A 24,633-nucleotide genomic window follows, 5' to 3' on the forward strand; every position below is an offset into this window, starting at 1 on the left:
TTTCCTTAACAATTGTTATCTAGTTTTGAAAGAACAACGTTCTTTCTATATAGTCTGGTGATTATGGCAGAGAGGTCACACCCGTTCCCATACCGAACACGGAAGTTAAGCTCTCTAGCGCCGATGGTAGTTGGGGGTTTCCCCCTGTGAGAGTAGGACATCGCCAGGCACGTTGAAAAAAGACTAGTCAAATGACTAGTCTTTTTTGTGTTTTTATACACCATCGCCTAAAATAGAAATATACTTATAGGAGAAACTTTTCAAATATGTTTTGAAACCCTTTCTTTTGGAAACGATGATTGTATACAGATGGTCTAACAGTTGAAAATTTTTTCAAATGTATTTATAGTAAGGATATAGTCAAATATAGTCAAAGTCAGAAGGAGGGAGCCCTGTGGCAAATATCTCTGACATCATTGAACAGTATCTTAAAGAAGTACTAGATCTTAGTGAAAGAGAAATTGTAGAAATAAAGCGAAGTGAAGTAGCAGATAAATTTCAATGCGTCCCCTCACAAATTAATTATGTAATCAATACCCGTTTTACGTTAGAACGAGGATATGTAGTAGAGAGCAAAAGAGGTGGCGGTGGTTTTATCCGCATCATGAAAGTAAAAGTGCATGATTCTTCTCATCTATTTGAACAGGTAATTGATATGATTGGATATAAAATCACCCAAGCTAGTTCAGAAAATCTAATCATTCGTTTAGTTGAAGAAAACGTCATATCCGAGCGGGAAGCAAAGATTATGTTGAGCGTCATGGATCGTTCCGTCATTGCGATTAGTCTTCCTTACAGAGATGAGCTAAGAGCTAAGATTTTAAAATCGATGTTAAATGCTTTACGATATAAGTAATCAGCAATTTTTAAAAGTGGGTGAGGAAACCTAATGATTTGTCAGAACTGTGAAACTAGACCTGCGTCGCTACATTTTACGAAATTTATCAATGGTGAAAAAACCGAAATTCACTTATGTGAACAGTGTGCAAAGGAAAACGGTGAGTCACTAATGTTCCAAGGAAATTCAGGATTTTCCATCAATAACTTATTAGCTGGCCTCATTAATTTGGAATCTTCTTTTTCGAAGTCTACTAAGCAACAAACATATAGCAATAAAGAAGTTTTACAGTGTCCACACTGTAAAATGACTTATCACAAGTTTGCTAAGCTTGGGAAGTTCGGTTGTGCAGAGTGTTACAAGACGTTTGAGAATTCACTCACACCTTTTTTGAAAAGACTTCACGGCGGAAATTATGTTCATAATGGTAAAGTACCGAAGCGAATTGGTGGAAATATTCATTTAAAAAAGGAATTAGAAGCCATGAAATTGAACTTAAAAGAATACATTGCTCAAGAGGAGTTTGAAAAGGCAGCTGAGCTTAGAGATCAAATACGTGCTTTTGAGAAAAGGATTCAGGAAGGAAAAAAGGGGGACGAAACTTAATATGGCGATGAATAAATTTTTAAACCAAGCTATAAGTCCCTGGATGAACCAAAATGGTCCAGACTCAGATATTGTCCTAAGCAGCAGGGTGCGATTAGCACGAAATCTACAAGATTTTTTATTTCCTACGGTTTCTAAAGGTGAGCAAGACGCCCATTTAACAGCAAAAATCAAACACGACCTATTTCAAGATGACACTGAAAATAATTGGGAGTTTGAGTTTATCACAATGGGAGAGTTAGAACCTTTAGAGAAGAGGGTACTTGTAGAGAAGCACTTAATTAGCCCCAAGCTAGCGGAAGAGTCGGTGTACGGAGCATGTATCCTATCTAAAAACGAAGAAATTAGTATCATGATTAATGAAGAAGATCATTTTCGTATACAGTGTTTATTCCCTGGTCTTCAGCTGTTGGAATCTCTAAACGAGGCAAATCAAATTGATGATTGGATCGAGAGAAATTTCGACTATGCCTATGATGAAACAAGAGGTTATTTAACAAGCTGTCCTACCAACGTTGGAACAGGGTTAAGAGCTTCGGTCATGATGCATCTTCCGGCTTTAGTAATGACGAGACAAATTAACCGTATTATTCCGGCTATTAACCAATTAGGTTTAGTGGTAAGAGGAATTTATGGGGAAGGTAGCGAAGCTCTAGGAAACATCTTTCAAGTTTCAAACCAAATGACTCTTGGGAAATCAGAAGAAGACATTGTGGGTGACTTGACGAGCGTAGTAAAGCAGCTGATTGAACAAGAGCGGGCAGCTCGAAATGCGTTGCTTAATACCTCTCATATTGAGTTAGAGGACCGAGTATTCCGCTCATATGGTACCCTTTCTCATAGTCGCATTATTGAATCGAAAGAAGCGGCTAAATGTCTCTCTGATATTCGATTAGGGATTGACCTAGGATATATAAAAAATATTCCTAGAAATATATTAAATGAACTAATGATTAAAACACAGCCTGGGTTTCTACAGCGATATTTCGGGGGAGCATTGAGTCCTGATGAAAGAGACATTAAAAGAGCCTCGTTAATCAGGGAATGCTTGCAAGACAAAAAAGATGAAAACTAATATGTGGAAGGTGACGATAATATGATGTTTGGAAGATTTACAGAGCGTGCTCAAAAGGTTTTAGCACTGGCGCAAGAAGAAGCTTTAAGACTAGGACATAATAATATTGGAACTGAGCATATTTTATTAGGAATTGTGCGTGAAGGTGAAGGTATTGCCGCTAAGGCTCTTTTAGCTTTAGGATTAGGCGCTGACAAAATTCAAAAAGAAGTTGAGAACTTGATTGGTCGTGGCCAAGAAGTGACTCAAACGATTCATTATACACCGAGAGCAAAAAAAGTTATTGAGCTCTCAATGGACGAAGCACGTAAGCTAGGACACTCTTACGTAGGAACAGAACACATTCTATTAGGGTTAATTCGCGAAGGCGAAGGAGTTGCTGCACGCGTTCTTAACAACCTAGGTGTAAGTTTAAATAAAGCACGTCAGCAAGTGTTACAGCTATTAGGTAGTAACGAGGCAACATCAAGCAATCAAGGTGGATCATCTTCTCACGCTAATACGCCTACTCTAGACAGCTTAGCACGTGATTTAACGGCGATTGCACGCGAAGGAAGCTTAGACCCTGTCATTGGTCGAAGTAAAGAAATTCAGCGTGTTATTGAGGTATTAAGCCGTCGTACGAAAAACAACCCTGTATTAATTGGGGAGCCTGGTGTTGGTAAAACAGCAATTGCTGAGGGATTAGCACAACAAATTGTCAACAACGAAGTGCCAGAAATTTTACGTGACAAACGCGTGATGACGCTAGACATGGGTACTGTGGTAGCAGGAACGAAATATCGTGGTGAGTTTGAGGATCGCTTGAAAAAAGTTATGGATGAAATCCGACAAGCGGGTAATATCATCTTATTCATTGATGAGCTTCACACATTGATCGGTGCTGGTGGTGCTGAAGGTGCAATTGATGCATCGAACATTTTAAAGCCTTCTCTTGCACGTGGTGAATTACAGTGTATTGGTGCAACGACTCTTGATGAGTACCGTAAATACATTGAAAAAGATGCAGCGCTTGAACGACGCTTCCAGCCGATTCAAGTTGATGAACCAACAACAGATGAATCGATTCAGATTTTACAAGGCTTACGTGACCGTTATGAGGCTCATCACAGAGTGTCTATTACAGACGAAGCAATTGAGCAAGCAGTAAAATTATCTGACCGCTATATCTCTGATCGCTTCTTACCAGATAAAGCGATTGACTTAATTGACGAAGCCGGCTCAAAAGTAAGATTACGTTCATTTACAACGCCACCAAACTTAAAAGAGCTTGAACAAAAGCTAGAATCCGTTCGTAAAGAAAAGGATGCTGCTGTACAAAGCCAAGAGTTTGAAAAAGCTGCATCGTTACGTGATTCAGAGCAACGCCTTCGCGAAGAACTAGAAGAAACAAAAAAGATATGGAAAGAAAAGCAAGGAAAAGAAAATTCCGAAGTAACAGTAGAAGATATCGCAATGGTTGTCTCAAGCTGGACTGGAATTCCTGTCTCTAAATTAGCACAAGCTGAGACTGAAAAACTTCTGAACATGGAAGAGATTCTACATTCACGTGTTATTGGTCAGGAAGAAGCTGTAAAAGCAATCGCGAAAGCTGTCCGTCGTGCTCGCGCAGGCTTAAAAGATCCAAAACGACCAATTGGTTCTTTCATCTTCCTAGGTCCTACAGGAGTAGGTAAAACAGAACTTGCTCGTGCACTAGCTGAATCAATGTTCGGAGACGAAGATGCGATGATTCGAATTGATATGTCAGAGTACATGGAGAAACATTCGACTTCTCGTCTTGTTGGTTCTCCTCCAGGGTATGTTGGATACGATGAAGGTGGACAATTAACGGAAAAAGTTCGCCGTAAGCCTTATTCTGTCGTACTATTAGATGAGATTGAAAAAGCACATCCAGATGTTTTCAATATCTTATTACAAGTACTTGAAGATGGCCGCTTAACAGACTCTAAAGGTCGTACGGTTGATTTCCGTAATACGATTCTTATCATGACATCGAACGTAGGAGCAAGTACGCTAAAACGCAACAAGTATCTTGGCTTCGCTGTTCAAGACGAAAGTCAAGATTACAAAGAAATGAAAGATAAAGTAATGGGTGAACTTAAAAATGCGTTCCGCCCAGAATTCTTAAACCGTATCGATGAAATTATCGTGTTCCATTCGTTAGAGAAACAGCATATCGCACGTATCGTGACGTTGATGGCTAATCAACTAACAAACCGATTAAAAGAACAGGAAATTGATCTTGTATTAACAGAAAAAGCGATTGAAAAAATTGCTGAAGAAGGATTCGATCCAGAGTACGGGGCAAGACCTCTTCGTCGAGCAATTCAAAAGCATATTGAAGACCGCTTATCTGAGGAACTTTTAAAAGGAACAGTTAAAAAAGGTCAAAAAGTAACGCTAGATGTAGAAGAAAAAGAATTTGTGGTTCATACGGCTGAACCGAGCGTAAGCGAAATTTAAGACTTCACTAGCAGTGGTAAGGCATACGTATTTTTGTTCGTATGCCTTCCTTTTTTTAAGATAATCTACAATAGAAAGGTTAGGTAAGAGCATAGATGGCAAAGAAGAAAACAAAATTTACATGCCAGCATTGCGGCTATGAATCTGCCAAGTGGATGGGAAAATGCCCTGGATGTGGATCTTGGAATTCGATGGTAGAGGAAATGGAGCAAGTAGTGAAAGCAGGAAGAAGAGGAGCCTTTTCTGGTGCCACATCAACAGCTGTTCAAAAGCCTCAATCAATTACAACGATAGAATCTACGCAAGAGCCCCGTATCTATACTAAATCTCCAGAATTTGATCGTGTTTTAGGTGGGGGAATTGTGCGTGGATCACTTGTTTTAATCGGGGGAGACCCGGGGATTGGGAAGTCCACCATTCTTCTACAAACATCCGCACAGTTGGCCGATAATGACCATAAGGTTCTCTATATTTCAGGGGAAGAATCCATTAAACAAACAAAGCTGCGCGCAGATCGATTAAACATTAAATCAAACAATCTATTTGTCCATGCCGAGACCAATTTAGAATTAATTTCTGAAATCATTAATGAAATGGACCCCGAGTTTGTTGTAGTCGATTCCATTCAAACCATTTACCACAGCGATATTACATCCGCTCCCGGAAGTGTTTCACAAGTAAGAGAATGTACAGCAGAACTTATGCGTATTGCTAAAACGAAGGGAATTGCTGTTTTTATAGTAGGACATGTTACGAAGGAAGGTTCTATTGCAGGTCCACGTCTATTAGAACATATGGTGGATACAGTTCTCTATTTTGAGGGAGAGCGCCATCACACGTATCGTATTTTACGAGCAGTAAAAAATCGTTTCGGTTCAACCAATGAGATTGGTATCTTTGAAATGAAAGAAGCAGGGTTAGAAGAGGTAGCAAATCCTTCTGAAATCTTTTTAGAAGAGCGCTCTCAAGGTGCAGCAGGATCAATTGTAGTAGCTTCTATGGAAGGAACAAGACCTGTTTTAGTAGAAATACAAGCCTTAATAAGCCCAACAAGCTTTGGGAATCCAAGAAGAATGGCTACTGGCATTGACCATAATCGCGTACCGCTGTTAATGGCTGTTTTAGAAAAGCGCGTTGGAATGTTGCTTCAAAACCAAGACGCTTACTTAAAAGTAGCCGGAGGAGTGAGGCTTGATGAGCCAGCGATCGATTTAGCCATTGCGGTAAGCATCGCCTCTAGCTTTAGAGATGTTTCGTCTAATCCAACCGATGTGGTTATTGGTGAGGTCGGATTAACCGGAGAAGTGCGCAGAGTCTCTCGAATTGATCAAAGGGTTCAAGAAGCAGCTAAGCTAGGCTTTAAGCGAGTGATTTTACCCGAGCGTAATTTAGGAGGATGGAAGATACCTGATGGCATTGAAGTCGTCGGCGTGTCCACGGTCTCTGAAGCACTGCAGTATACGTTAGGAGGATAGGGATGGAAGGAGAAAAAATACACGACAAACTAATTGATGATATATTACAATTTGTAGCTCCAGGAACCCCTATTCGCGAAGGTATTGATAATGTATTAAGAGCGAAAACGGGTGGCTTAATTGTTTTAGGCTATAATGACCAAGTAAAAAGAATCGTTGATGGAGGCTTCTCCATTAATTGTGCTTTTTCACCTGCCCATTTATATGAGCTTGCGAAGATGGACGGAGCCCTCATTTTAAATGAAACAGGAACAAAGATATTATTTGCTAACGCACAACTAATGCCTGATCCGTCTACACCATCTTCTGAGACAGGTATGAGACACCGGACAGCTGAACGGGTAGCAAAGCAAACGAAAGCATTAGTCATTGCTATTTCACAGCGCCGGAACGTAATCAGTCTTTATAAAGGGTCACTAAAGTACGTATTAAAAGATATTGGTGTTATCTTAACAAAAGCAAATCAGGCGCTTGGAACGCTAGAAAAGTATAAAAGCGTACTAGATGAGTCTATTGAAAGCTTAAATGCCCTAGAATTTGAAGAGCAGGTCACACACTTAGATGTACTACAATCCCTACATCGTATTGAAATGGTTCTTCGCATCAAGCAAGAGATTTTAGCGTATGTAAGCGAGCTGGGGATAGAAGGACGCTTAATTCGGTTACAAATGAACGAGTTGCTTTCTGATTTAGAAAAGGAAGCGATTTTACTTATTAAAGATTACATGTTTGATCCAACTCAAGATCCGCATAAAATCATCTTGAAACTTCAAGATATTGCAAATTCGATGCTCTTGGATGATCAAACGTTGTTGAGACTGCTAGGTTACCCACTGTATACAAGCTTTGAAGAAGTCACGTATCCAAGAGGGTACCGAATGCTGCATAAAATCCCAAGGCTCCCTTCCATCATTATTGAAAACCTTGTGGATGAATTAGAAAATTTCCAAAAGATTAACGATGCAACAGTACAAGAGTTAGATGAGGTAGAAGGAATTGGCGAAATTCGAGCGAAGAAAATTCGCAACGGATTAAAGAGGTTAAAACAACATTACTTAATGCCAAGGCAACTTTAGCTTATAATAGTAGTATAGCAATTTTGAGTGATTTCGTTTCATCGCATACGCAGTGAAATGGTTGATAAATCCCAGATTTTGATAAAAGGTTTTTGTTAAAATTAAGGGTTTCATTTGGTGTAAACTGTTTATAATGATTAAGGGAGGTGAGGACGTGTTAAAGCGCTTGATTCAAGTTTTCTTTCTTATTACAGGTGGTACATTAGGGATTATCTTTATACCAGAATTGATGTCACTTTTAGGTGTAAGTGGTGAGTTAGCTGTCTTAGAAAAATCCTATATACGTGCAATTTTAGGTGCCATTATCTTTTTTATTATTACTTTTTGGTTAGTCGATCATGTTGTGCATTTTATTCATTGGCTAGAAGAGTCTTTAGTAAAAGCTCCAGTTACGGACGTCCTATTCGGAAGTATTGGGTTAATTTTTGGGCTTGTCGTGGCCTTTTTAGTTGTTATTCCATTGAAAGCGATTCAGCTTCAGCTTATGAATACCATATTACCAATTTTCTTAACGATCCTTTTAGGTTATCTAGGCTTCCAAGTAGGGTTTAAGAAAAGAGATGAGCTTATTAGCTTGTTTTCATTGCCAACTAGATTGGGTAAAAAGAAGGGGCAAGATGGAGAAGCTGACATTCAGGATTCTACTTTTAAAATTTTAGACACGAGCGTCATTATTGATGGACGCATTGCGGATATTTGCCAAACGCAGTTTCTAGAAGGAACGATTGTGATTCCTCAATTCGTACTCGAAGAGCTTCAACACATTGCGGATTCCTCAGATGCGTTGAAACGAAATCGGGGAAGACGTGGATTGGATATTTTAAATCGAATTCGTAAAGAGCTACCTGTTCGCGTAGAAATTTACGAGGGAGATTTTGAAGACATTCAGGAAGTAGATAGTAAGCTAGTGAAGTTAGCCAAGATCACATCCGGCGTTGTCGTAACGAACGATTTTAACTTAAACAAAGTGTGTGAACTTCAAAATGTAAAAGTTCTTAATATTAATGATTTAGCGAATGCTGTTAAGCCAGTCGTGTTACCTGGTGAAGAGATGCATGTGTTAGTTATTAAAGACGGAAAAGAACATAATCAAGGAATCGCTTATCTAGATGATGGTACAATGATTGTAGTAGAGGAAGGGCGCAATTATATTGGTAAAAGTATTGATGTGTTAGTAACAAGTGTGTTACAAACATCTGCTGGACGAATGATATTTGCGAAGCCAAAACTATTAGAAAAGGCGCTATAAAAGATATAGAGGAGTAGCTTATGAAGTATCGAGTAATTATTCCCGCTGCAGGGCAGGGAAAACGAATGAATGCGGGTAAGAACAAGCAGTTCATTGAACTAGATGGTGTGCCGGTGATTATTCATACACTACGCGTATTCGATGCCGATCCATTATGCGATGGCATCATACTGGTAGTAAATGAGCAGGATCAATTATTCTTTCAGCATCTTATAAGTGAGTACGGTGTTCAAAAGATATCTGAGATGGTGATTGGTGGACAGGAACGTCAGCACAGCGTATACAATGGTCTGCAAAAGCTTCAGGATCATGAAGTCGTATTAATTCATGACGGAGCTCGCCCGTTCGTTGAACAAGATAAAATTCATGAGCTAGTAGATGTCGTACAGAAGGAGCAAGCAGCTGTGTTAGCCGTTCAAATGAAAGACACTGTGAAACGAGCAGTAGATGGATATGCGGTTGAAACAGTTGAGCGTTCTAGCTTGTGGTCAGTTCAGACGCCACAAGCTTTTCTTGTTCCTGTCATTCAACATGCTCATGAAGTAGCAAGACAACAAGGGTTTTTAGGTACGGATGATGCTAGTTTAGTAGAATATATTGGGGAAAAAGTTGCGATCGTCGAAGGACGATACCACAACATTAAATTAACGACGCAAGAAGATTTGCTTTATGCAGAAGCAATTTTGAATAGTCGACAGTAGAGGTGAAGAAGGATGAAATTTCGTATAGGACAAGGTTTTGACGTACATGAATTTGCAGAAGGTCGTCCATTAATTATTGGTGGAATTGAAATTCCTCATGAAGTAGGGTTGCTTGGACATTCTGATGCAGACGTTCTATTGCATACAGTATCCGACGCATTATTAGGTGCTGTTGCAAAAGGAGATATCGGAAAGCATTTTCCAGATACAGATGATGCCTACAAAGGAGCTGATTCAGCGGTCTTACTTCAACACGTATGGAAATTGGTGAAAGAGGAAGGCTATGAATTGGGAAATGTAGACTGTACGATTATTGCACAGCGTCCAAAAATGGCACCGCACATTGAAAAAATTCGTGCGCGTATTGCAGAGCTTTTAGAGACAGATGTGGATCAAATTAACGTGAAGGCGACTACAACAGAGAAGCTAGGCTTTACGGGTCGAGAAGAAGGGATTGCAGCGCTTGCAACCGTCTTAATCGTTCAAAATTAGTTTCGTAGCCTTTATTGCACGGGCAATTGGTGTTAAAATAAGCTTTGACTGTATTTATGTTATGTACATATTTATATAAATTGGAGGGTACTTGACTATGTCAAACGAAGTACGTGTTCGATATGCCCCAAGTCCAACTGGACATCTTCATATCGGAAATGCAAGAACAGCACTATTCAACTATTTATTCGCAAGAAATCAAAATGGTAAATTCATTATCCGTATTGAGGATACAGACCAAAAGCGAAATATTGAAGGTGGAGAACAAAGCCAGCTGCAATATCTTAAATGGTTAGGAATTGAATGGGATGAAAGCATCGATGTAGGTGGAGAATACGGACCATACCGTCAATCCGAACGCAATCACATCTATGCTAAATATACAGAAGAACTTCTTGAAAAAGGTTTAGCTTATAAATGCTATTGCACGGAAGAAGAATTAGAAAAAGAGCGTGAAGAGCAATCAGCGAACGGCCAAATGCCTCGTTATTCTGAGAAGTGTCGTTAACGATGGAAGAACAGGAAAAGTTAGCAAGTGAAGGTCGTCAGCCAAGCATTCGTTTCCGCGTACCAAAAGGCCAAGTAATCAAATTCAATGACATCGTAAAAGATGAAGTATCGTTTGAATCAGATGGTATTGGTGATTTTGTTATCGTGAAAAAAGATGGCACGCCAACTTATAACTACGCAGTAGCGATTGATGATCACTTAATGAAAATGACACACGTTTTACGTGGGGATGATCACATTTCCAACACGCCGAAACAAATTATGATTTATGAAGCGTTAGGGTGGGAACCACCAATCTTCGGTCACATGACGCTAATTGTGAACGAAAGCCGTCGTAAGCTAAGTAAACGTGATGAGTCCATCATTCAATTTATTGAACAATACAAAGATCTTGGGTATTTACCTGAAGCGATTTTCAACTTCATTACGATGCTTGGATGGTCGCCAGTAGGTGAAGATGAACTATTCTCGAAAGAAGAGTTCATTAAAATCTTTGATCCAGAGCGCTTATCTAAATCACCAGCATTATTCGATACACAAAAACTAGTGTGGATGAATAATCAATATATGAAGAAGTTAGATCTAGATAAAGTTGTAGAACTTTCTCTACCTCACTTAGTAAAAGCAGGTAAGATTGAAGAAAATCTAGATGAAGAACAACAGGCTTGGGTAAGAGATTTAATCGCTCTTTATCAAGAACAAATGAGCTACGGTGCAGAAATTGTAGAGCTTACAGATATGTTCTTCAAGAAAGAAATTGAGTACAATCACGAAGCTCGCCAAGTGTTAGACGAAGAGCAAGTACCAGAAGTATTAGCTGGGTTTGCAAACGAAGTGGAAGCAATGGAAGAATTCACTGCGGATAACATTAAAGCAGCAATTAAAGCTGTTCAAAAATCAACTGGACACAAAGGCAAAAAATTATTTATGCCAATTCGTGTAGCAACAACAGGCGAAACTCATGGCCCTGAGCTTCCTCAATCAATTGCCCTACTAGGTAAAGATACAGTGTTAGCCCGTTTACAAAGTGTCGTAAGTTGATCTTCGAAATATAATATACTATTCTTAAGGTACGAAGCAATATGTACGTAAAAAGCGTTGAGAAGGAGAAGTAAGCTATCTAACCATTTTAGAGAGAACGGCCTAGGCTGAAAGCTGTTCATGGTATTAGAGAGCCCAAATGCACCTTCGAGTCCTTTTTTGAAACGTCCTCATGGATGAAGTAGGGAAAGGCGGTCCTCCCCGTTAAAAGAGCAGAGTTGAGGCACAAGAAGTGCCTAAACAGAGTGGAACCGCGTATTCAAACGTCTCTGTGTCATTATGGCACAGGGACGTTTTTTTATATAAAGCAATTTATAAAAAGAAAGAACAAGGGTGTAAACAATTGGGGTGAAAGGCAATGATAAGACTACTGAAAGAAGACATCGATGTGGTTTTTGAACAAGATCCAGCAGCGAGAAGTTATGTAGAAGTTGTTTTAACGTATTCAGGGTTACATGCTATTTGGTCTCACAGATTAGCTCATGCGCTTTTTCGAAGAAAATGGTTCTTTTTAGCAAGGTCCATTTCGCAAATAAGCCGTTTTTTCACAGGGATTGAAATTCATCCAGGTGCTAAAATCGGTCGTCGCTTTTTTATTGATCATGGTATGGGCGTTGTCATTGGGGAAACATGTGAAATTGGTGATAATGTTACCGTTTATCAGGGAGTAACTCTCGGGGGAACGGGAAAGGAAAAAGGAAAAAGGCATCCAACGATTAAAGATAATGTACTTATTGCAACAGGTGCAAAAGTACTTGGTTCAATAACGATTCATGAAAATTCAAAGATTGGTGCTGGTTCTGTTGTATTGCATGAAGTTCCGCCTAATTCAACAGTTGTTGGAATACCGGGACAGGTTAAGATTCAAAATGGTAAGAAGATTAATAAAGACTTAAATCATCAAGACTTGCCAGATCCTGTAGCAGAACGTTTTAAAGAATTAGAGAGAGAAATTAAACGATTACAACAAGAACTGGATGATGTAAAAGAAGGGAAGAATGAAAATGGGCATTAAGTTATACAACACATTAACTCGTCAAAAAGAAGAGTTTAAGCCCCTTGAGGAAAATAAGGTAAAGATGTACGTATGCGGTCCAACCGTTTATAACTATATTCATATTGGAAACGCACGTCCTGCAATTGTATTCGATACGGTTCGAAAATATTTAGAGTTCCGCGGATATGAAGTTCAATATGTATCGAATTTTACGGATGTTGATGATAAACTCATCCGAGCAGCAAAAGAACTAGGTGAAGAAGTGCCGGTCATCGCAGAGCGTTTTATCGATGCTTATCACGAAGACGTTTCTTCTCTAGGATGCAGTAAAGCTACTGTTCACCCACGTGTAACAGAAAATATGGATATTATCATTGAATTCATTGATGAACTTGTGAAAAAAGGATTCGCTTATGAATCAGATGGTGACGTCTATTATCGCACACGCAAGTTCGACGGGTATGGAAAGCTATCACACCAACCGATTGATGACTTAAAATCAGGTGCGCGCATTGAAGTAGGCGAGAAAAAAGAAGATCCGCTGGACTTTGCACTATGGAAAAATGCAAAAGAAGATGAAATTACGTGGGATAGTCCCTGGGGCAAAGGGCGACCAGGCTGGCACATCGAGTGCTCCGCTATGGCAAGAAAATATTTAGGAGACACGATTGATATTCATGCTGGTGGACAGGATTTAGCATTCCCTCACCACGAAAATGAAATTGCTCAATCAGAAGCCTTGACTGGTAAACCATTTGCAAACTACTGGTTGCATAACGGCTATATTAATATTGACAACGAAAAGATGTCGAAGTCACTAGGTAACTTTGTATTGGTTCATGACATTATTAAAAAGTTTGATCCAAACCTTCTGCGCTTCTTTATTTTGTCGGTTCACTACCGTCATCCAATCAACTACAATGAAGAATTATTGGAGAAAACAAAGAACGCACTAGAGCGTATTAAAACAGCTTATGCCAATCTAAAACATCGATTAGAAAGTACAAGTGATTTAGCTGATAATAATGCACAGTGGTTGACGACGATTGAAGACTTACGTGCTGCTTTCATTCGTGAAATGGACGATGATTTCAATACAGCTAATGCTATTTCAATTTTATTTGATCTTGCTAAACAAGCTAATTTGTATCTAGTCGAGAAAAACACATCAGAAGAAGTTCTTCATTCATTTATTAAAGTAATGGAGGATCTAGCTACGGTGTTAGGTTTGACACTTGGAGAGCAAGAACTACTTGATGAAGATATTGAACGTCTTATTCAAGAACGAATTGATGCTCGTAAAAATCGTGACTTTAAACGCGCAGATGAAATTCGCGATGAGTTAAAGAGCCGTGACATTATTTTAGAGGATACTGCTCAAGGTACGAGATGGAAAAGAGGATCATGATGTTACAAACTGAAAATATCGACGCTAAACAGTTGAATAGTTTAGCGCTTGCTTATATGGGAGATGCCGTATATGAAATCTATATACGGCAGCACCTTTTATCATTAGGAAGCGTACGCCCTAATCAATTGCACAACAAAGCAAAAAGCTATGTATCAGCGAAAGCGCAATCGAAAGTTGCGCATGCCTTTATTGAAAATGATTGTTTAAGTGAAGAAGAAGTAGCTGTTCTGAAACGAGGAAGAAACGCCAAGTCAGGTACAATTCCGAAAAACACAGATGTTCAAACGTATCGGTATAGTACCGCATTTGAAGCTTTAATCGGATATCATTATCTCCTTCGCAATCAAGAGCGCATGGAAGAGCTTATTACATTAGCCATTAGTTTCATTGAAGGAGAGAAAGGAGAACAAAAATCATGACAAATACAACAAATACAACAAATACGACAGATAGCGAATACATCATTGGCCGAAATCCAGTGTTAGAAGCGTTAAAGTCTGAGCGAGATATTAATAAAATCCTGGTTGCAGAGGGGTCCCAAAAAGGTTCCATGCAACAAATTATTCAAAGAGCAAAGGACAGCGGTGTGCTAGTTCAATTTGTTCCTAAAAAGAAAATCGAACAAATGGTAGAGGGAAATCATCAAGGGGTATTGGCACAAGTAGCTGCTTATCAGTACGCAGATATTGAAGATTTATTCGAATTAGCAGCTAAGCGAGATGAAATGCCGTTCTTTCTAATTTTAGATGAAATCGAGGATCCTCATAACTTAGGTTCAATTATGAGAACTGCTGATGCAATAGGAGCTCACGGTATTATTATTCCGAAGCGCCGTGCGGTAGGTTTAACTGCCACTGTAGCAAAAGCTTCTACCGGGGCCATTGAGCACATTCCGGTTGTAAAAGTAACCAATCTAGCGCGTACGATCGATGAGCTTAAGCAGCGCAACATTTGGATCGTAGGTACAGATGCAAAAGGTACGCAAGATTATCGTGATTTAGATACAAACATGCCTGTGGGTCTAGTAATTGGTAGTGAAGGTAAAGGGATGAATCGTTTAATCAAAGATAAATGTGACTTCTTAGTTCACTTACCAATGGTCGGAAAGGTAACATCTTTGAATGCCTCTGTTGCAGCCAGTCTACTAATGTATGAGGTATATAGAAAACGCCATCCTTTAGGTAAATAGCTCATGCAAAATGTTCTACTTGTAGATGGCTATAATATCATTGGTGCTTGGCCAGAACTACGGGCGTTAAAAGATCGCGATCTATCTGCTGCTAGAGATATTTTATTAGAAAAGATGGCGGAGTACAGAGCCTATATGGATTACCGTGTGATCGTTGTATTTGATGCTCACCTTGTAGAAGGGATCGAAAAAAAAGATTTATCTTATAAGGTGGAGGTCATTTTCACTCGTGAAAATGAAACGGCTGATGAACGGATTGAGAAGCTTGCACAATCGCTTAATAATATTAAAACGCAAATTCATGTTGCGACATCTGATTTTACGGAGCAGTGGGCCATCTTCGGACAAGGGGCTCTTCGGAAATCTGCACGGGAATTACGAAACGAAATGCTTGAGATTGAAAAAAATATTAATCGCGATGTAAAAGGAATTCAAGAGAGAAAACCCATTAGCCGCATACAGTTATCAGACGAAGTAATTAAAATTTTCGAAAAATGGCGCCGCGGTGAGTCATGAAGTAGTTGACGCTTTCAAAAAACCTACTGTATAATATTTCTATCTACTGTACGGTCGGGGGGATTGGCGTGACCTACAACTATGGGAGAAAACCAAATGCTCGTTTTGACAATCATGAAGACGAAGAAATTTTAGAGCTTGTTCATCAAGGAAATAGTGAAGCATTAGAGTATCTGATTCACAAATACAAAAATTTTGTACGCGCCAAAGCAAGATCTTATTTTCTAATTGGTGCAGATCGCGAAGATATTGTCCAAGAAGGAATGATAGGATTATATAAGGCAATCAGGGATTTTAAAGAAGATAAGCTAGCTTCGTTTAAAGCATTTGCTGAGCTATGTATCACGAGGCAAATTATTACTGCGATTAAAACGGCCACTAGGCAAAAGCACATTCCTTTGAACTCTTACGTTTCATTGGACAAGCCTATCTATGACGAGGAATCTGATCGTACATTAATGGATGTAATTTCTGGCGCGAAAGTGATGGACCCAGAAGAGCTTATTATCAATCAGGAAGAGTTTGATGATATTGAGCTTAAAATGGCGGAGTTACTTAGTGACTTAGAACGAAAGGTTTTGGCCCTATATTTGGATGGCCGATCCTATCAAGAAATTTCAGAAGATTTAAATCGACACGTTAAGTCGATTGACAATGCTCTTCAACGTGTTAAGCGGAAGCTAGAGCGCTATTTGGAACTACGAGAGATTACGTTGTGATAAAACAGGAAGCAAACTTGTATTGACACCAAAAGAATGATTGTGATACGTTTTTATGGATAATTCAAGAAATATAGGTGGTTTCGTATAATGCGAAAAAAGGTTATTCTCGCATGTGTTGATTGTGGAAGCCGTAACTATTCAACTATGAAGAGTACGGAAAATCTGCACGAGAGATTAGAAATAAAAAAGTTTTGTAAAACTTGTAATTCACACACGTTGCATCGTGAAACAAAATAAAGTTTGGATCTGCATAGACTGAGCACCCCTGTGTAATTGGAGGTTACCTACAATGAATCGTTTCATCAATTTCTTGCGTGATGTAGGACGCGAGATGAAAAAGGTTAGTTGGCCCAAGCGTAAGGAATTAACTCGTTATACGGTTACTGTTATTGGTACTGTCGCATTTATGGCTATCTTTTTTGCACTAGTAGATTTAGGAATTTCAAGGTTAATTCGCTTAGTACTTGAATAAGATCATTTCAAGCGTGTTATAATAGCAATTGAATGATTCATTTCGTAAAAGCCCGGTAACGGGTTTTTTAATTTGTTCAAAAAGAAACGAGCGATAATATATTGCGGGGAGGGAAGGACACATAGTCCTCATATATGGAGAAAAATTGGTATGTTGTTCATACGTATTCTGGATACGAAAATAAAGTGAAGACGAACTTGGAAAAGCGCGTTGAGACAATGGGCATGCAAGATAAGATCTTCCGTGTAGTAGTTCCAGAAGAAGAAGAAAAAGAGATTAAAAATAACAAAACAAAAATCACGAAAAAGAAAGTATTCCCTGGTTACGTGCTAGTTGAGATTATCATGACAGATGATTCTTGGTATGTTGTACGTAATACACCAGGCGTAACAGGATTCGTCGGTTCTGCTGGATCTGGTTCTAAACCTACACCGCTTTTACCTGGTGAAGTAGACGTTATTCTGAAGCGCATGGGCATGGAAGGCGAAGACGTAGAATTTGACTTTGAAATTAAAGAAATGGTAACTGTTAAAGAAGGACCATTTGCTAACTTTGAAGGTTCCATTGAAGAAATCGATAAAAATCGCAAAAAAGTTCGCGTGCTTGTAAATATGTTTGGGCGCGAAACCCCAGTGGAATTAGATTTTACACAAGTTGAGAAAATATAATCCCAAAAAACTTGCATTTCTTCAAAATTAATGATAATATTTCATAAGTCAGTATGTCTCGAAAAGAGACTAAAAATGTAATTTCTTTATACTACTATGATAAAGAATCAATAGAGTGGGAGGGTTCAACCCCATTACCACATCACGGACTTAAGGAGGTGTGTCTCGTGGCTAAAAAAGTAATTAAATTAGTTAAATTACAAATTCCTGCGGGCAAAGCTAACCCGGCACCACCAGTTGGACCAGCACTTGGTCAAGCAGGTGTAAACATTATGGGATTCTGTAAGGAGTTCAATGCTCGTACAGCTGATCAAGCTGGTTTAATCATTCCTGTTGAAATTACGGTTTTTGAAGACCGTTCATTTACATTCATCACTAAAACTCCACCTGCTGCAGTTTTACTTAAAAAAGCAGCTGGTATTGAGTCAGGATCTGGTGAACCAAACCGTAACAAAGTTGCAACAGTTAAGCGTGATAAAGTACGCGAGATTGCTGAAACTAAAATGCCTGACTTAAACGCTGCAAGCGTTGAAGCTGCTATGCGTATGGTAGAAGGTACAGCACGCAGCATGGGAATCGTAGTCGAAGACTAATTCTTATGAAACAGGCTTTGTAATGTAAGGTTGCGAGTATGGTTTACGCCGATTCGCAACCTTTATTATGTGGGAGGTTATTCCGCTAAAACCACTAAGGAGGAAACAAACATGGCTAAAAAAGGTAAAAAATATATCGAAGCTGCTAAATTAGTAGATCGTACAAATGCTTACTCAGTTGCTGAAGCAATCGAGTTAGTGAAAAAAACAAACACTGCAAAATTTGATGCGACTGTAGAAGTTGCTTTCCGTTTAGGCGTTGACCCTAAGAAAGCTGACCAACAAATTCGTGGTGCAGTAGTATTACCACACGGTACTGGTAAAGTTCAACGTGTGTTAGTATTCGCAAAAGGTGAAAAAGCGAAAGAAGCAGAAGCTGCTGGAGCTGATTATGTAGGCGACCAAGACTACATCAACAAAATCTCTCAAGGTTGGTTCGACTTTGATGTGATCGTTGCTACACCTGACATGATGGGTGAAGTTGGTAAATTAGGACGCGTATTAGGACCTAAAGGCTTAATGCCAAACCCTAAAACTGGAACAGTTACTTTTGACGTGACTAAAGCAGTTAACGAAATCAAAGCTGGTAAAGTTGAATACCGCGTTGATAAAGCTGGAAACATCCATGTACCAGTTGGTAAAATTTCTTTCGAAGATGCGAAGCTTGTTGACAACTTCACTACTGTTTTCGAAACACTTCAAAAAGCTAAACCATCAGCGGCTAAAGGTACTTACATGAAAAATGTAGCTGTAACATCTACAATGGGCCCTGGTGTTAAAGTAGATCCTTCTTCATTCGCTAAATAAGTTATTGACTTTTAATTAGCAAATGATTATAATAGATTTTGTTGTGAAAAAACCATAAAATACCGTAGACAGTAGGTGCCTTTGGGCTTAATTTCCTGCCGAGGTGTATGAGATATAAAAGCGAATTGTTTCAATTCCTTTTCATACCCCTATGTCTACGCAGGCATAGGGGTTTTTATTGCACCTTATGTACTATGGGTTTAGTAAATAAAATCTACAGGAGGTGTAAAGATGAGTAAAGTTCTTGAACAAAAGAAACAAGTCGTAGAACAAATCACTGAACAATTTCGTGGAAGCAAATCAACAATCATTGTTGATTACCGTGGACTAAACGTTGCTGAGCTAACTGAACTTCGTAAGCAATTACGTGAAGCTGGTGTTGAATTTAAAGTGTACAAAAACACTTTAACTCGCCGCGCAGTTGAAGCTGCTGAGCTAACTGGTCTTAACGACGCATTAACTGGACCAAACGCTATCGCGTTTAGTGCAGAAGATGTAATCGCTCCAGCAAAAGTAATCAGTGAATTTTCTAAGAAGCACGAAGCTCTAGAAATTAAAGCTGGTGTTGTTGAAGGAAACATCGCAACTGTTGAAGAAATCAAAGCTATTGCAGATCTACCATCTCGCGAAGGCTTACTTTCTATGTTGCTTAGCGTTCTTCAAGCTCCAATCCGCAACCTTGCTCTTGCTACAAAAGCTGTTGCAGATCAAAAAGAAGAACAAGGCGCTTAATTTAACGTGTTTTACCATATAAAAAACTTAACCATTAACAAGGAGGAAATTTCTAATGACTAAAGAACAAATCATTGAAGCAGTTAAAAATATGACTGTTTTAGAACTTAATGACTTAGTAAAAGCAATCGAAGAAGAGTTTGGCGTAACTGCAGCTGCTCCTGTAGCAGTTATGGGTGGCGCTGCTGGTGGCGACGCTGCTGCAGAAAAAACTGAGTTCGACGTAGAATTAGCTTCTGCTGGCGGACAAAAAATCAAGGTTATCAAAGTAGTACGTGAACTTACTGGTCTTGGCTTAAAAGAAGCTAAAGAAGTAGTTGACAACGCTCCAAAAACTCTTAAAGAAGGCGTTTCTAAAGAAGAAGCTGAAGAAATCAAAGCTAAACTTGAAGAAGTTGGCGCTTCTGTAGAAGTTAAGTAATCTACTTTTCCTTATATAAAAAGCCCGCTTAATATTAAGCGGGCTTTTTTGCTTCTAAGAAAAAGATGGTTTATTATTATAAGAGTACAGCTAGCATAAGGAGGTTTCTTGGTTGTCAGATCATTATTACTCTAATAACCCTTCATCTGTAAGTGATCGCCAAAGTTGGTCATTTCCATTAAAGGGCCAAACGTTCCGCTTTACAACAGATCATGGAGTTTTCTCAAAAAAGGAAGTTGATTTTGGATCTAGAACGTTAATTGAAACATTCGAACTTCCTGAAGTAGAGGGGCCTATTCTAGATGTAGGGTGTGGTTATGGACCTATTGGATTGTCGATGGCAAAAGAATTTACTGACCGTACCGTTCATATGGTGGATGTGAATGAGCGAGCATTAGAGCTTTCGAAGTTAAATGCACAAGAGAACGGTGTTCAAAATGTGCAGGTTTATCAAAGTTCTTGCTATGAAAATGTGGAAGAGAAAAGCTTTTCTGCTATTTTGTCTAATCCGCCTATCCGAGCAGGTAAAAAAGTAGTTCATGAGATTTTGGAAAAAGCATTCGATCATTTGATCACAAATGGAGAGCTTTGGGTAGTTATTCAAAAGAAACAAGGTGCTCCTTCTGCTCTAGAAAAATTAGAAGCAGTATTTGGTGAGGTAGAGGTAGTATTAAAGAAAAAAGGCTACTACATTATACGTGCAAAAAAAGTTGACGTATAAACTTGGCTATGTTAACATTATAAAATGCCAATATGTAATGGTTTAGTATGGACTTCCGTACATAAGTATGTATATTTTTAGCTTGTATGGGAATCCTAATAAAATCAATAGTACGTTTTTCAAAGATTGTGGTTTTCTAATTCAGAAACCATTTTTCTTTTGTTTATATTATAATAAACTTTTCTAGTTTATTATAGAGTAGTTTTAAAATTTTTTAAACAATAACGCTTGATTTGAGGGGTGAATCAGTTGACAGGTCAACTAGTTCAGTATGGACGCCACCGCCAACGAAGAAGTTATGCTCGCATTAGCGAAGTATTAGAGTTACCAAATCTAATCGAAATCCAAACCTCTTCATATCAATGGTTTCTTGATGAAGGTTTGCGTGAAATGTTCCAAGATATTTCGCCGATTGATGACTTTACGGGTAACTTGTCGCTAGAGTTTATTGATTATAGTCTTGGAGAGCCGAAGTACTCAGTAGAGGAGTCAAAAGAGCGTGATGTAACTTACGCTGCACCTTTACGTGTAAAAGTGCGCTTAATCAATAAGGAAACTGGTGAAGTGAAGGACCAAGATGTATTTATGGGGGACTTCCCTCTAATGACTGAGACAGGTACTTTTGTTATCAATGGTGCTGAACGTGTAATCGTATCTCAGTTAGTTCGCTCACCGAGCGTGTATTATAGTGGCAAACTAGATAAAAACGGTAAGACAGGTTATACAGCAACGGTTATTCCAAACCGTGGTGCTTGGTTAGAGTATGAAACTGATGCAAAAGATGTAGTACATGTACGTATTGACCGTACACGTAAACTACCAATCACGGTACTACTACGTGCGCTAGGTTTCGGAAGTGATCAAGAAATCATCGATCTAATTGGTGATAATGAGTATATCCGTAACACATTAGAAAAAGACAATACAGAAACAACTGAGAAAGCATTGTTAGAAATCTATGAGCGATTACGCCCAGGTGAACCACCAACGGTTGACAATGCGAAATCTCTATTGGTTTCTCGTTTCTTTGATCCGAAACGCTATGATTTAGCGAGTGTAGGACGTTATAAAATTAACAAAAAGCTTCATATTAAACATCGCCTTTTCAACCAGCGTTTAGCTGAAACGTTGGTAGATCCTGAAACAGGTGAAATTATTGCGGAAAAAGATACGATGATTGATCGTCGTACTTTAGATCGCATTCTGCCAATGCTTGAAGCTGGAGTGAACTTCCAGTCTCACAACCCGGTTGGTGGAGTAGTAGAAGAGGACATCGTTCTTCAATCTATTAAAATCTATGCGCCAAACGATGCTGATGGTGAAAAAGTAATTAATGTACTTGGTAATGCATACGTAGAAGAACCTATTAAAAACATTACTCCAGCTGACATTATTTCTTCTATCAGTTATTTCTTCAACTTGTTACATCAAGTAGGGGATACTGATGATATTGACCATTTAGGTAACCGTCGTTTGCGTTCTGTAGGAGAATTGTTACAGAATCAATTCCGTATCGGTTTGTCTCGTATGGAGCGTGTAGTTCGTGAAAGAATGTCGATTCAAGACACTAACACAATTACACCTCAACAATTAATTAATATCCGTCCTGTAATTGCAGCGATTAAAGAGTTCTTTGGTAGCTCTCAGTTGTCTCAGTTCATGGATCAAACAAACCCGCTAGCTGAATTGACTCATAAGCGACGTCTTTCTGCCTTAGGACCTGGTGGTTTAACTCGTGAACGTGCTGGCTTTGAAGTACGTGACGTTCACTACTCTCACTATGGTCGTATGTGTCCGATTGAGACGCCAGAGGGTCCAAATATCGGGCTAATCAACTCATTGTCCAGTTATGCTAAAGTTAATAAATTTGGTTTCATTGAGACTCCATATCGTCGTGTTGACCCAGATACAGGGAAAATCACTGATCGAATTGACTACTTAACTGCTGATGAAGAGGATAACTATGTTGTCGCTCAGGCGAACGCACGTCTATCTGACGATGGTTCATTCCTTGACGATGGTATCGTTGCTCGTTTCCGTGGTGAGAATACGGTAGTTAAACGCGAACGCGTTGACTACATGGACGTATCACCTAAGCAAGTAGTATCTGCTGCAACAGCATGTATTCCTTTCTTAGAAAATGATGACTCCAACCGTGCCCTAATGGGAGCGAACATGCAACGTCAAGCAGTTCCTTTATTAAACCCAGAAGCTCCTATCGTTGGTACAGGTATGGAATACGTATCTGGTAAAGACTCTGGTGCTGCAGTAATCTGTAAACACCCAGGTGTCGTTGAACGTGTAGAAGCTAGCCAAGTTTGGGTTCGCCGTTATACAGAAGTAGACGGTCAACAAGTAAAAGGTGACTTAGATAAATATCGTATGCTTAAGTTCATCCGTTCTAACCAAGGTACTTGTTACAATCAACGTCCAATCGTAAGTGTTGGAGACGAAGTTGTAAAAGGTGAAATCCTTGCAGACGGTCCTTCTATGGAAAAAGGTGAACTTGCTCTAGGACGTAACGTTCTTGTTGGATTCATGACATGGGACGGTTACAACTATGAGGATGCGATCATCATGAGCGAACGCTTAGTAAAAGATGATGTGTACACATCTGTTCATATTGAAGAATACGAATCAGAATCTCGTGACACAAAACTTGGACCTGAAGAAATCACTCGTGATATCCCTAACGTAGGGGAAGATGCATTACGTAACCTTGACGAGCGTGGAATCATCCGCATCGGGGCTGAAGTAAAAGATGGAGATTTACTAGTAGGGAAAGTAACGCCTAAAGGTGTAACAGAACTTACGGCTGAAGAACGTCTTTTACATGCAATCTTTGGTGAAAAAGCTCGTGAAGTACGTGACACTTCTCTTCGTGTACCACATGGTGGTGGAGGAATTATCCTTGATGTTAAAGTCTTCAACCGTGAAGATGGAGATGAATTACCACCAGGTGTTAACCAATTAGTGCGTGTTTACATCGTTCAGAAACGTAAGATTTCTGAAGGTGACAAAATGGCCGGTCGTCATGGTAACAAAGGGGTTATCTCACGTATCTTACCTGAGGAAGACATGCCTTATTTACCAGATGGCACACCAATCGATATCATGTTGAACCCATTAGGGGTACCATCTCGTATGAATATCGGTCAGGTACTAGAATTGCACTTAGGAATGGCTGCTCGTCAGCTAGGTATCCACGTTGCTTCTCCAGTATTTGACGGTGCTCGTGAGGAAGATGTGTGGTCTACAATTGAAGAAGCTGGTATGGCACGTGACGCGAAAACAGTTTTATATGATGGTCGTTCTGGTGAACCGTTCGATAATCGTGTATCTGTTGGGGTTATGTACATGATCAAGCTTGCTCACATGGTAGATGACAAACTTCATGCTCGTTCAACTGGTCCTTACTCATTAGTAACGCAACAGCCATTGGGTGGTAAAGCTCAATTTGGTGGTCAGCGTTTCGGTGAGATGGAGGTTTGGGCACTTGAAGCTTATGGTGCTGCTTACACGTTACAAGAGATTCTTACAGTTAAATCAGATGACGTTGTTGGTCGTGTGAAAACGTACGAATCAATCGTAAAAGGTGAAAATGTTCCAGAACCAGGTGTTCCAGAATCATTCAAAGTATTAATTAAAGAACTTCAAAGCTTAGGTATGGATGTTAAAATCCTTGCTGGCGATGAAAAAGAGATAGATATTATGGATCAAGAAGAAGATCCAGAACAACCAGTAGACTCTATTATGATGGAGTCAGATGCTGAACCAGTAGAAGCATTAAAAGATCCTGTAACTAAAGAATAGGCATTAAGGGAAAAACCTGTAGATGAAAAGGGAGGTAGGCCC

Annotated in this window: 24 protein-coding genes, 1 rRNA gene, 1 pseudogene and 2 other annotated features; all 26 genes and pseudogenes read left to right on the forward strand. The window is 39.3% G+C overall.

Going from position 1 to position 24,633, the window contains the following annotated elements:
- Positions 1–53 precede the first annotated feature (53 nt).
- A 5S ribosomal RNA gene (rrf, locus tag IE339_RS00530) occupies positions 54–169 on the forward strand.
- A gap of 225 nt (positions 170–394) precedes the next feature.
- A complete protein-coding gene (locus IE339_RS00535; protein ID WP_053403249.1) occupies positions 395–856 on the forward strand; it encodes a CtsR family transcriptional regulator in 462 nt (153 codons plus the stop codon).
- A 33-nt stretch (positions 857–889) separates the two neighbouring features.
- Positions 890–1,444: a protein-arginine kinase activator protein McsA gene (locus tag IE339_RS00540; protein WP_242172702.1), complete on the forward strand. Its 555-nt coding sequence runs from the start codon at positions 890–892 to the stop codon at positions 1,442–1,444.
- Between the two features lies 1 nt (position 1,445).
- Positions 1,446–2,519, forward strand: a complete 1,074-nt coding sequence (locus IE339_RS00545; RefSeq protein WP_242172705.1) for a protein-arginine kinase McsB — start codon at positions 1,446–1,448, stop codon at positions 2,517–2,519.
- 21 nt (positions 2,520–2,540) lie between these two features.
- Complete coding sequence (gene clpC / locus IE339_RS00550; RefSeq protein WP_242172708.1) at positions 2,541–4,985, forward strand: ATP-dependent protease ATP-binding subunit ClpC; 2,445 nt, start codon at positions 2,541–2,543, stop codon at positions 4,983–4,985.
- A gap of 95 nt (positions 4,986–5,080) precedes the next feature.
- Positions 5,081–6,460: a DNA repair protein RadA gene (gene radA, locus IE339_RS00555; protein WP_242172712.1), complete on the forward strand. Its 1,380-nt coding sequence runs from the start codon at positions 5,081–5,083 to the stop codon at positions 6,458–6,460.
- 2 nt (positions 6,461–6,462) lie between these two features.
- The gene (gene disA / locus IE339_RS00560) at positions 6,463–7,536 is read left to right on the forward strand and encodes a DNA integrity scanning diadenylate cyclase DisA (protein WP_242172714.1); all 1,074 of its coding nucleotides are present in this window, start codon (positions 6,463–6,465) and stop codon (positions 7,534–7,536) included.
- A 154-nt stretch (positions 7,537–7,690) separates the two neighbouring features.
- The gene (locus IE339_RS00565; RefSeq protein WP_242172717.1) at positions 7,691–8,785 is read left to right on the forward strand and encodes a PIN/TRAM domain-containing protein; all 1,095 of its coding nucleotides are present in this window, start codon (positions 7,691–7,693) and stop codon (positions 8,783–8,785) included.
- 20 nt (positions 8,786–8,805) lie between these two features.
- Positions 8,806–9,486 (forward strand): 2-C-methyl-D-erythritol 4-phosphate cytidylyltransferase, encoded by a 681-nt coding sequence (gene ispD, locus IE339_RS00570; RefSeq protein ID WP_242172718.1) that lies wholly within the window; start codon positions 8,806–8,808, stop codon positions 9,484–9,486.
- Positions 9,487–9,498: 12 nt separating this feature from the next.
- Positions 9,499–9,978 (forward strand): 2-C-methyl-D-erythritol 2,4-cyclodiphosphate synthase, encoded by a 480-nt coding sequence (gene ispF / locus IE339_RS00575; RefSeq protein WP_242172721.1) that lies wholly within the window; start codon positions 9,499–9,501, stop codon positions 9,976–9,978.
- 97 nt (positions 9,979–10,075) lie between these two features.
- Positions 10,076–11,529, forward strand: a pseudogene (gene gltX, locus IE339_RS00580) (glutamate--tRNA ligase).
- 48 nt (positions 11,530–11,577) lie between these two features.
- Positions 11,578–11,803, forward strand: a binding site (T-box leader).
- Between the two features lie 84 nt (positions 11,804–11,887).
- Positions 11,888–12,544, forward strand: coding sequence for a serine O-acetyltransferase (gene cysE, locus IE339_RS00585; protein ID WP_242172722.1), 657 nt, complete (start codon positions 11,888–11,890; stop codon positions 12,542–12,544).
- Entirely contained in the window at positions 12,534–13,934 is a 1,401-nt protein-coding gene (gene cysS, locus IE339_RS00590; protein WP_242172724.1) for a cysteine--tRNA ligase, read from the forward strand. The genes cysE and cysS overlap by 11 nt, the downstream gene beginning before the upstream one ends.
- The gene (locus IE339_RS00595; RefSeq protein WP_242176066.1) at positions 13,934–14,356 is read left to right on the forward strand and encodes a Mini-ribonuclease 3; all 423 of its coding nucleotides are present in this window, start codon (positions 13,934–13,936) and stop codon (positions 14,354–14,356) included. Before cysS ends, IE339_RS00595 begins: the two co-directional genes overlap by 1 nt.
- A complete protein-coding gene (rlmB, locus tag IE339_RS00600) occupies positions 14,353–15,126 on the forward strand; it encodes a 23S rRNA (guanosine(2251)-2'-O)-methyltransferase RlmB (protein WP_242172727.1) in 774 nt (257 codons plus the stop codon). The genes IE339_RS00595 and rlmB overlap by 4 nt, the downstream gene beginning before the upstream one ends.
- A gap of 3 nt (positions 15,127–15,129) precedes the next feature.
- Entirely contained in the window at positions 15,130–15,642 is a 513-nt protein-coding gene (locus tag IE339_RS00605) for an NYN domain-containing protein (RefSeq protein WP_242172729.1), read from the forward strand.
- A 5-nt stretch (positions 15,643–15,647) separates the two neighbouring features.
- Positions 15,648–16,361 carry an RNA polymerase sporulation sigma factor SigH gene (sigH, locus tag IE339_RS00610; RefSeq protein WP_211263419.1) on the forward strand — a complete coding sequence of 238 codons (714 nt, stop codon included), beginning with the start codon at positions 15,648–15,650 and terminating at the stop codon, positions 16,359–16,361.
- A 90-nt stretch (positions 16,362–16,451) separates the two neighbouring features.
- Positions 16,452–16,601, forward strand: coding sequence for a 50S ribosomal protein L33 (gene rpmG / locus IE339_RS00615; RefSeq protein ID WP_083446647.1), 150 nt, complete (start codon positions 16,452–16,454; stop codon positions 16,599–16,601).
- A 52-nt stretch (positions 16,602–16,653) separates the two neighbouring features.
- Complete coding sequence (gene secE, locus IE339_RS00620; RefSeq protein ID WP_053403265.1) at positions 16,654–16,836, forward strand: preprotein translocase subunit SecE; 183 nt, start codon at positions 16,654–16,656, stop codon at positions 16,834–16,836.
- Positions 16,837–16,970: 134 nt separating this feature from the next.
- On the forward strand, positions 16,971–17,504 hold the full coding sequence (nusG, locus tag IE339_RS00625; protein WP_242172732.1) for a transcription termination/antitermination protein NusG: 534 nt from the start codon (positions 16,971–16,973) through the stop codon (positions 17,502–17,504).
- A gap of 167 nt (positions 17,505–17,671) precedes the next feature.
- Complete coding sequence (gene rplK, locus IE339_RS00630; RefSeq protein ID WP_242172734.1) at positions 17,672–18,097, forward strand: 50S ribosomal protein L11; 426 nt, start codon at positions 17,672–17,674, stop codon at positions 18,095–18,097.
- A gap of 111 nt (positions 18,098–18,208) precedes the next feature.
- Entirely contained in the window at positions 18,209–18,904 is a 696-nt protein-coding gene (gene rplA, locus IE339_RS00635) for a 50S ribosomal protein L1 (protein ID WP_242172735.1), read from the forward strand.
- A 44-nt stretch (positions 18,905–18,948) separates the two neighbouring features.
- Positions 18,949–19,091, forward strand: a sequence feature (ribosomal protein L10 leader region).
- 44 nt (positions 19,092–19,135) lie between these two features.
- Positions 19,136–19,636: a 50S ribosomal protein L10 gene (rplJ, locus tag IE339_RS00640; RefSeq protein WP_242172737.1), complete on the forward strand. Its 501-nt coding sequence runs from the start codon at positions 19,136–19,138 to the stop codon at positions 19,634–19,636.
- A gap of 55 nt (positions 19,637–19,691) precedes the next feature.
- Positions 19,692–20,057 (forward strand): 50S ribosomal protein L7/L12, encoded by a 366-nt coding sequence (rplL, locus tag IE339_RS00645; protein WP_053403270.1) that lies wholly within the window; start codon positions 19,692–19,694, stop codon positions 20,055–20,057.
- 112 nt (positions 20,058–20,169) lie between these two features.
- Positions 20,170–20,778: a class I SAM-dependent methyltransferase gene (locus tag IE339_RS00650; protein ID WP_242172740.1), complete on the forward strand. Its 609-nt coding sequence runs from the start codon at positions 20,170–20,172 to the stop codon at positions 20,776–20,778.
- 249 nt (positions 20,779–21,027) lie between these two features.
- On the forward strand, positions 21,028–24,591 hold the full coding sequence (gene rpoB, locus IE339_RS00655; protein ID WP_242172743.1) for a DNA-directed RNA polymerase subunit beta: 3,564 nt from the start codon (positions 21,028–21,030) through the stop codon (positions 24,589–24,591).
- The last annotated feature ends 42 nt before the right edge of the window (positions 24,592–24,633 follow it).

The organism is Priestia koreensis, assembly GCF_022646885.1.
GTDB classification, from domain to species: domain Bacteria; phylum Bacillota; class Bacilli; order Bacillales; family Bacillaceae_H; genus Bacillus_AG; species Bacillus_AG koreensis_A.

Excerpts from the sequence above, each read along its gene's own strand:
- IE339_RS00540 (WP_242172702.1), top strand. The coding sequence starts at position 890 with ATGATTTGTCAGAACTGTGAAACTAGACCTGCGTCGCTACATTTTACG.
- IE339_RS00545 (WP_242172705.1), top strand. The coding sequence starts at position 1,446 with ATGGCGATGAATAAATTTTTAAACCAAGCTATAAGTCCCTGGATGAAC.
- clpC (WP_242172708.1), top strand. The coding sequence starts at position 2,541 with ATGATGTTTGGAAGATTTACAGAGCGTGCTCAAAAGGTTTTAGCACTG.
- radA (WP_242172712.1), top strand. The coding sequence starts at position 5,081 with ATGGCAAAGAAGAAAACAAAATTTACATGCCAGCATTGCGGCTATGAA.
- disA (WP_242172714.1), top strand. The coding sequence starts at position 6,463 with ATGGAAGGAGAAAAAATACACGACAAACTAATTGATGATATATTACAA.
- ispD (WP_242172718.1), top strand. The coding sequence starts at position 8,806 with ATGAAGTATCGAGTAATTATTCCCGCTGCAGGGCAGGGAAAACGAATG.
- ispF (WP_242172721.1), top strand. The coding sequence starts at position 9,499 with ATGAAATTTCGTATAGGACAAGGTTTTGACGTACATGAATTTGCAGAA.
- cysE (WP_242172722.1), top strand. The coding sequence starts at position 11,888 with ATGATAAGACTACTGAAAGAAGACATCGATGTGGTTTTTGAACAAGAT.
- cysS (WP_242172724.1), top strand. The coding sequence starts at position 12,534 with ATGGGCATTAAGTTATACAACACATTAACTCGTCAAAAAGAAGAGTTT.
- IE339_RS00595 (WP_242176066.1), top strand. The coding sequence starts at position 13,934 with ATGTTACAAACTGAAAATATCGACGCTAAACAGTTGAATAGTTTAGCG.
- rlmB (WP_242172727.1), top strand. The coding sequence starts at position 14,353 with ATGACAAATACAACAAATACAACAAATACGACAGATAGCGAATACATC.
- IE339_RS00605 (WP_242172729.1), top strand. The coding sequence starts at position 15,130 with ATGCAAAATGTTCTACTTGTAGATGGCTATAATATCATTGGTGCTTGG.
- rpmG (WP_083446647.1), top strand. The coding sequence starts at position 16,452 with ATGCGAAAAAAGGTTATTCTCGCATGTGTTGATTGTGGAAGCCGTAAC.
- secE (WP_053403265.1), top strand. The coding sequence starts at position 16,654 with ATGAATCGTTTCATCAATTTCTTGCGTGATGTAGGACGCGAGATGAAA.
- nusG (WP_242172732.1), top strand. The coding sequence starts at position 16,971 with ATGGAGAAAAATTGGTATGTTGTTCATACGTATTCTGGATACGAAAAT.
- rplA (WP_242172735.1), top strand. The coding sequence starts at position 18,209 with ATGGCTAAAAAAGGTAAAAAATATATCGAAGCTGCTAAATTAGTAGAT.
- rplJ (WP_242172737.1), top strand. The coding sequence starts at position 19,136 with ATGAGTAAAGTTCTTGAACAAAAGAAACAAGTCGTAGAACAAATCACT.
- rplL (WP_053403270.1), top strand. The coding sequence starts at position 19,692 with ATGACTAAAGAACAAATCATTGAAGCAGTTAAAAATATGACTGTTTTA.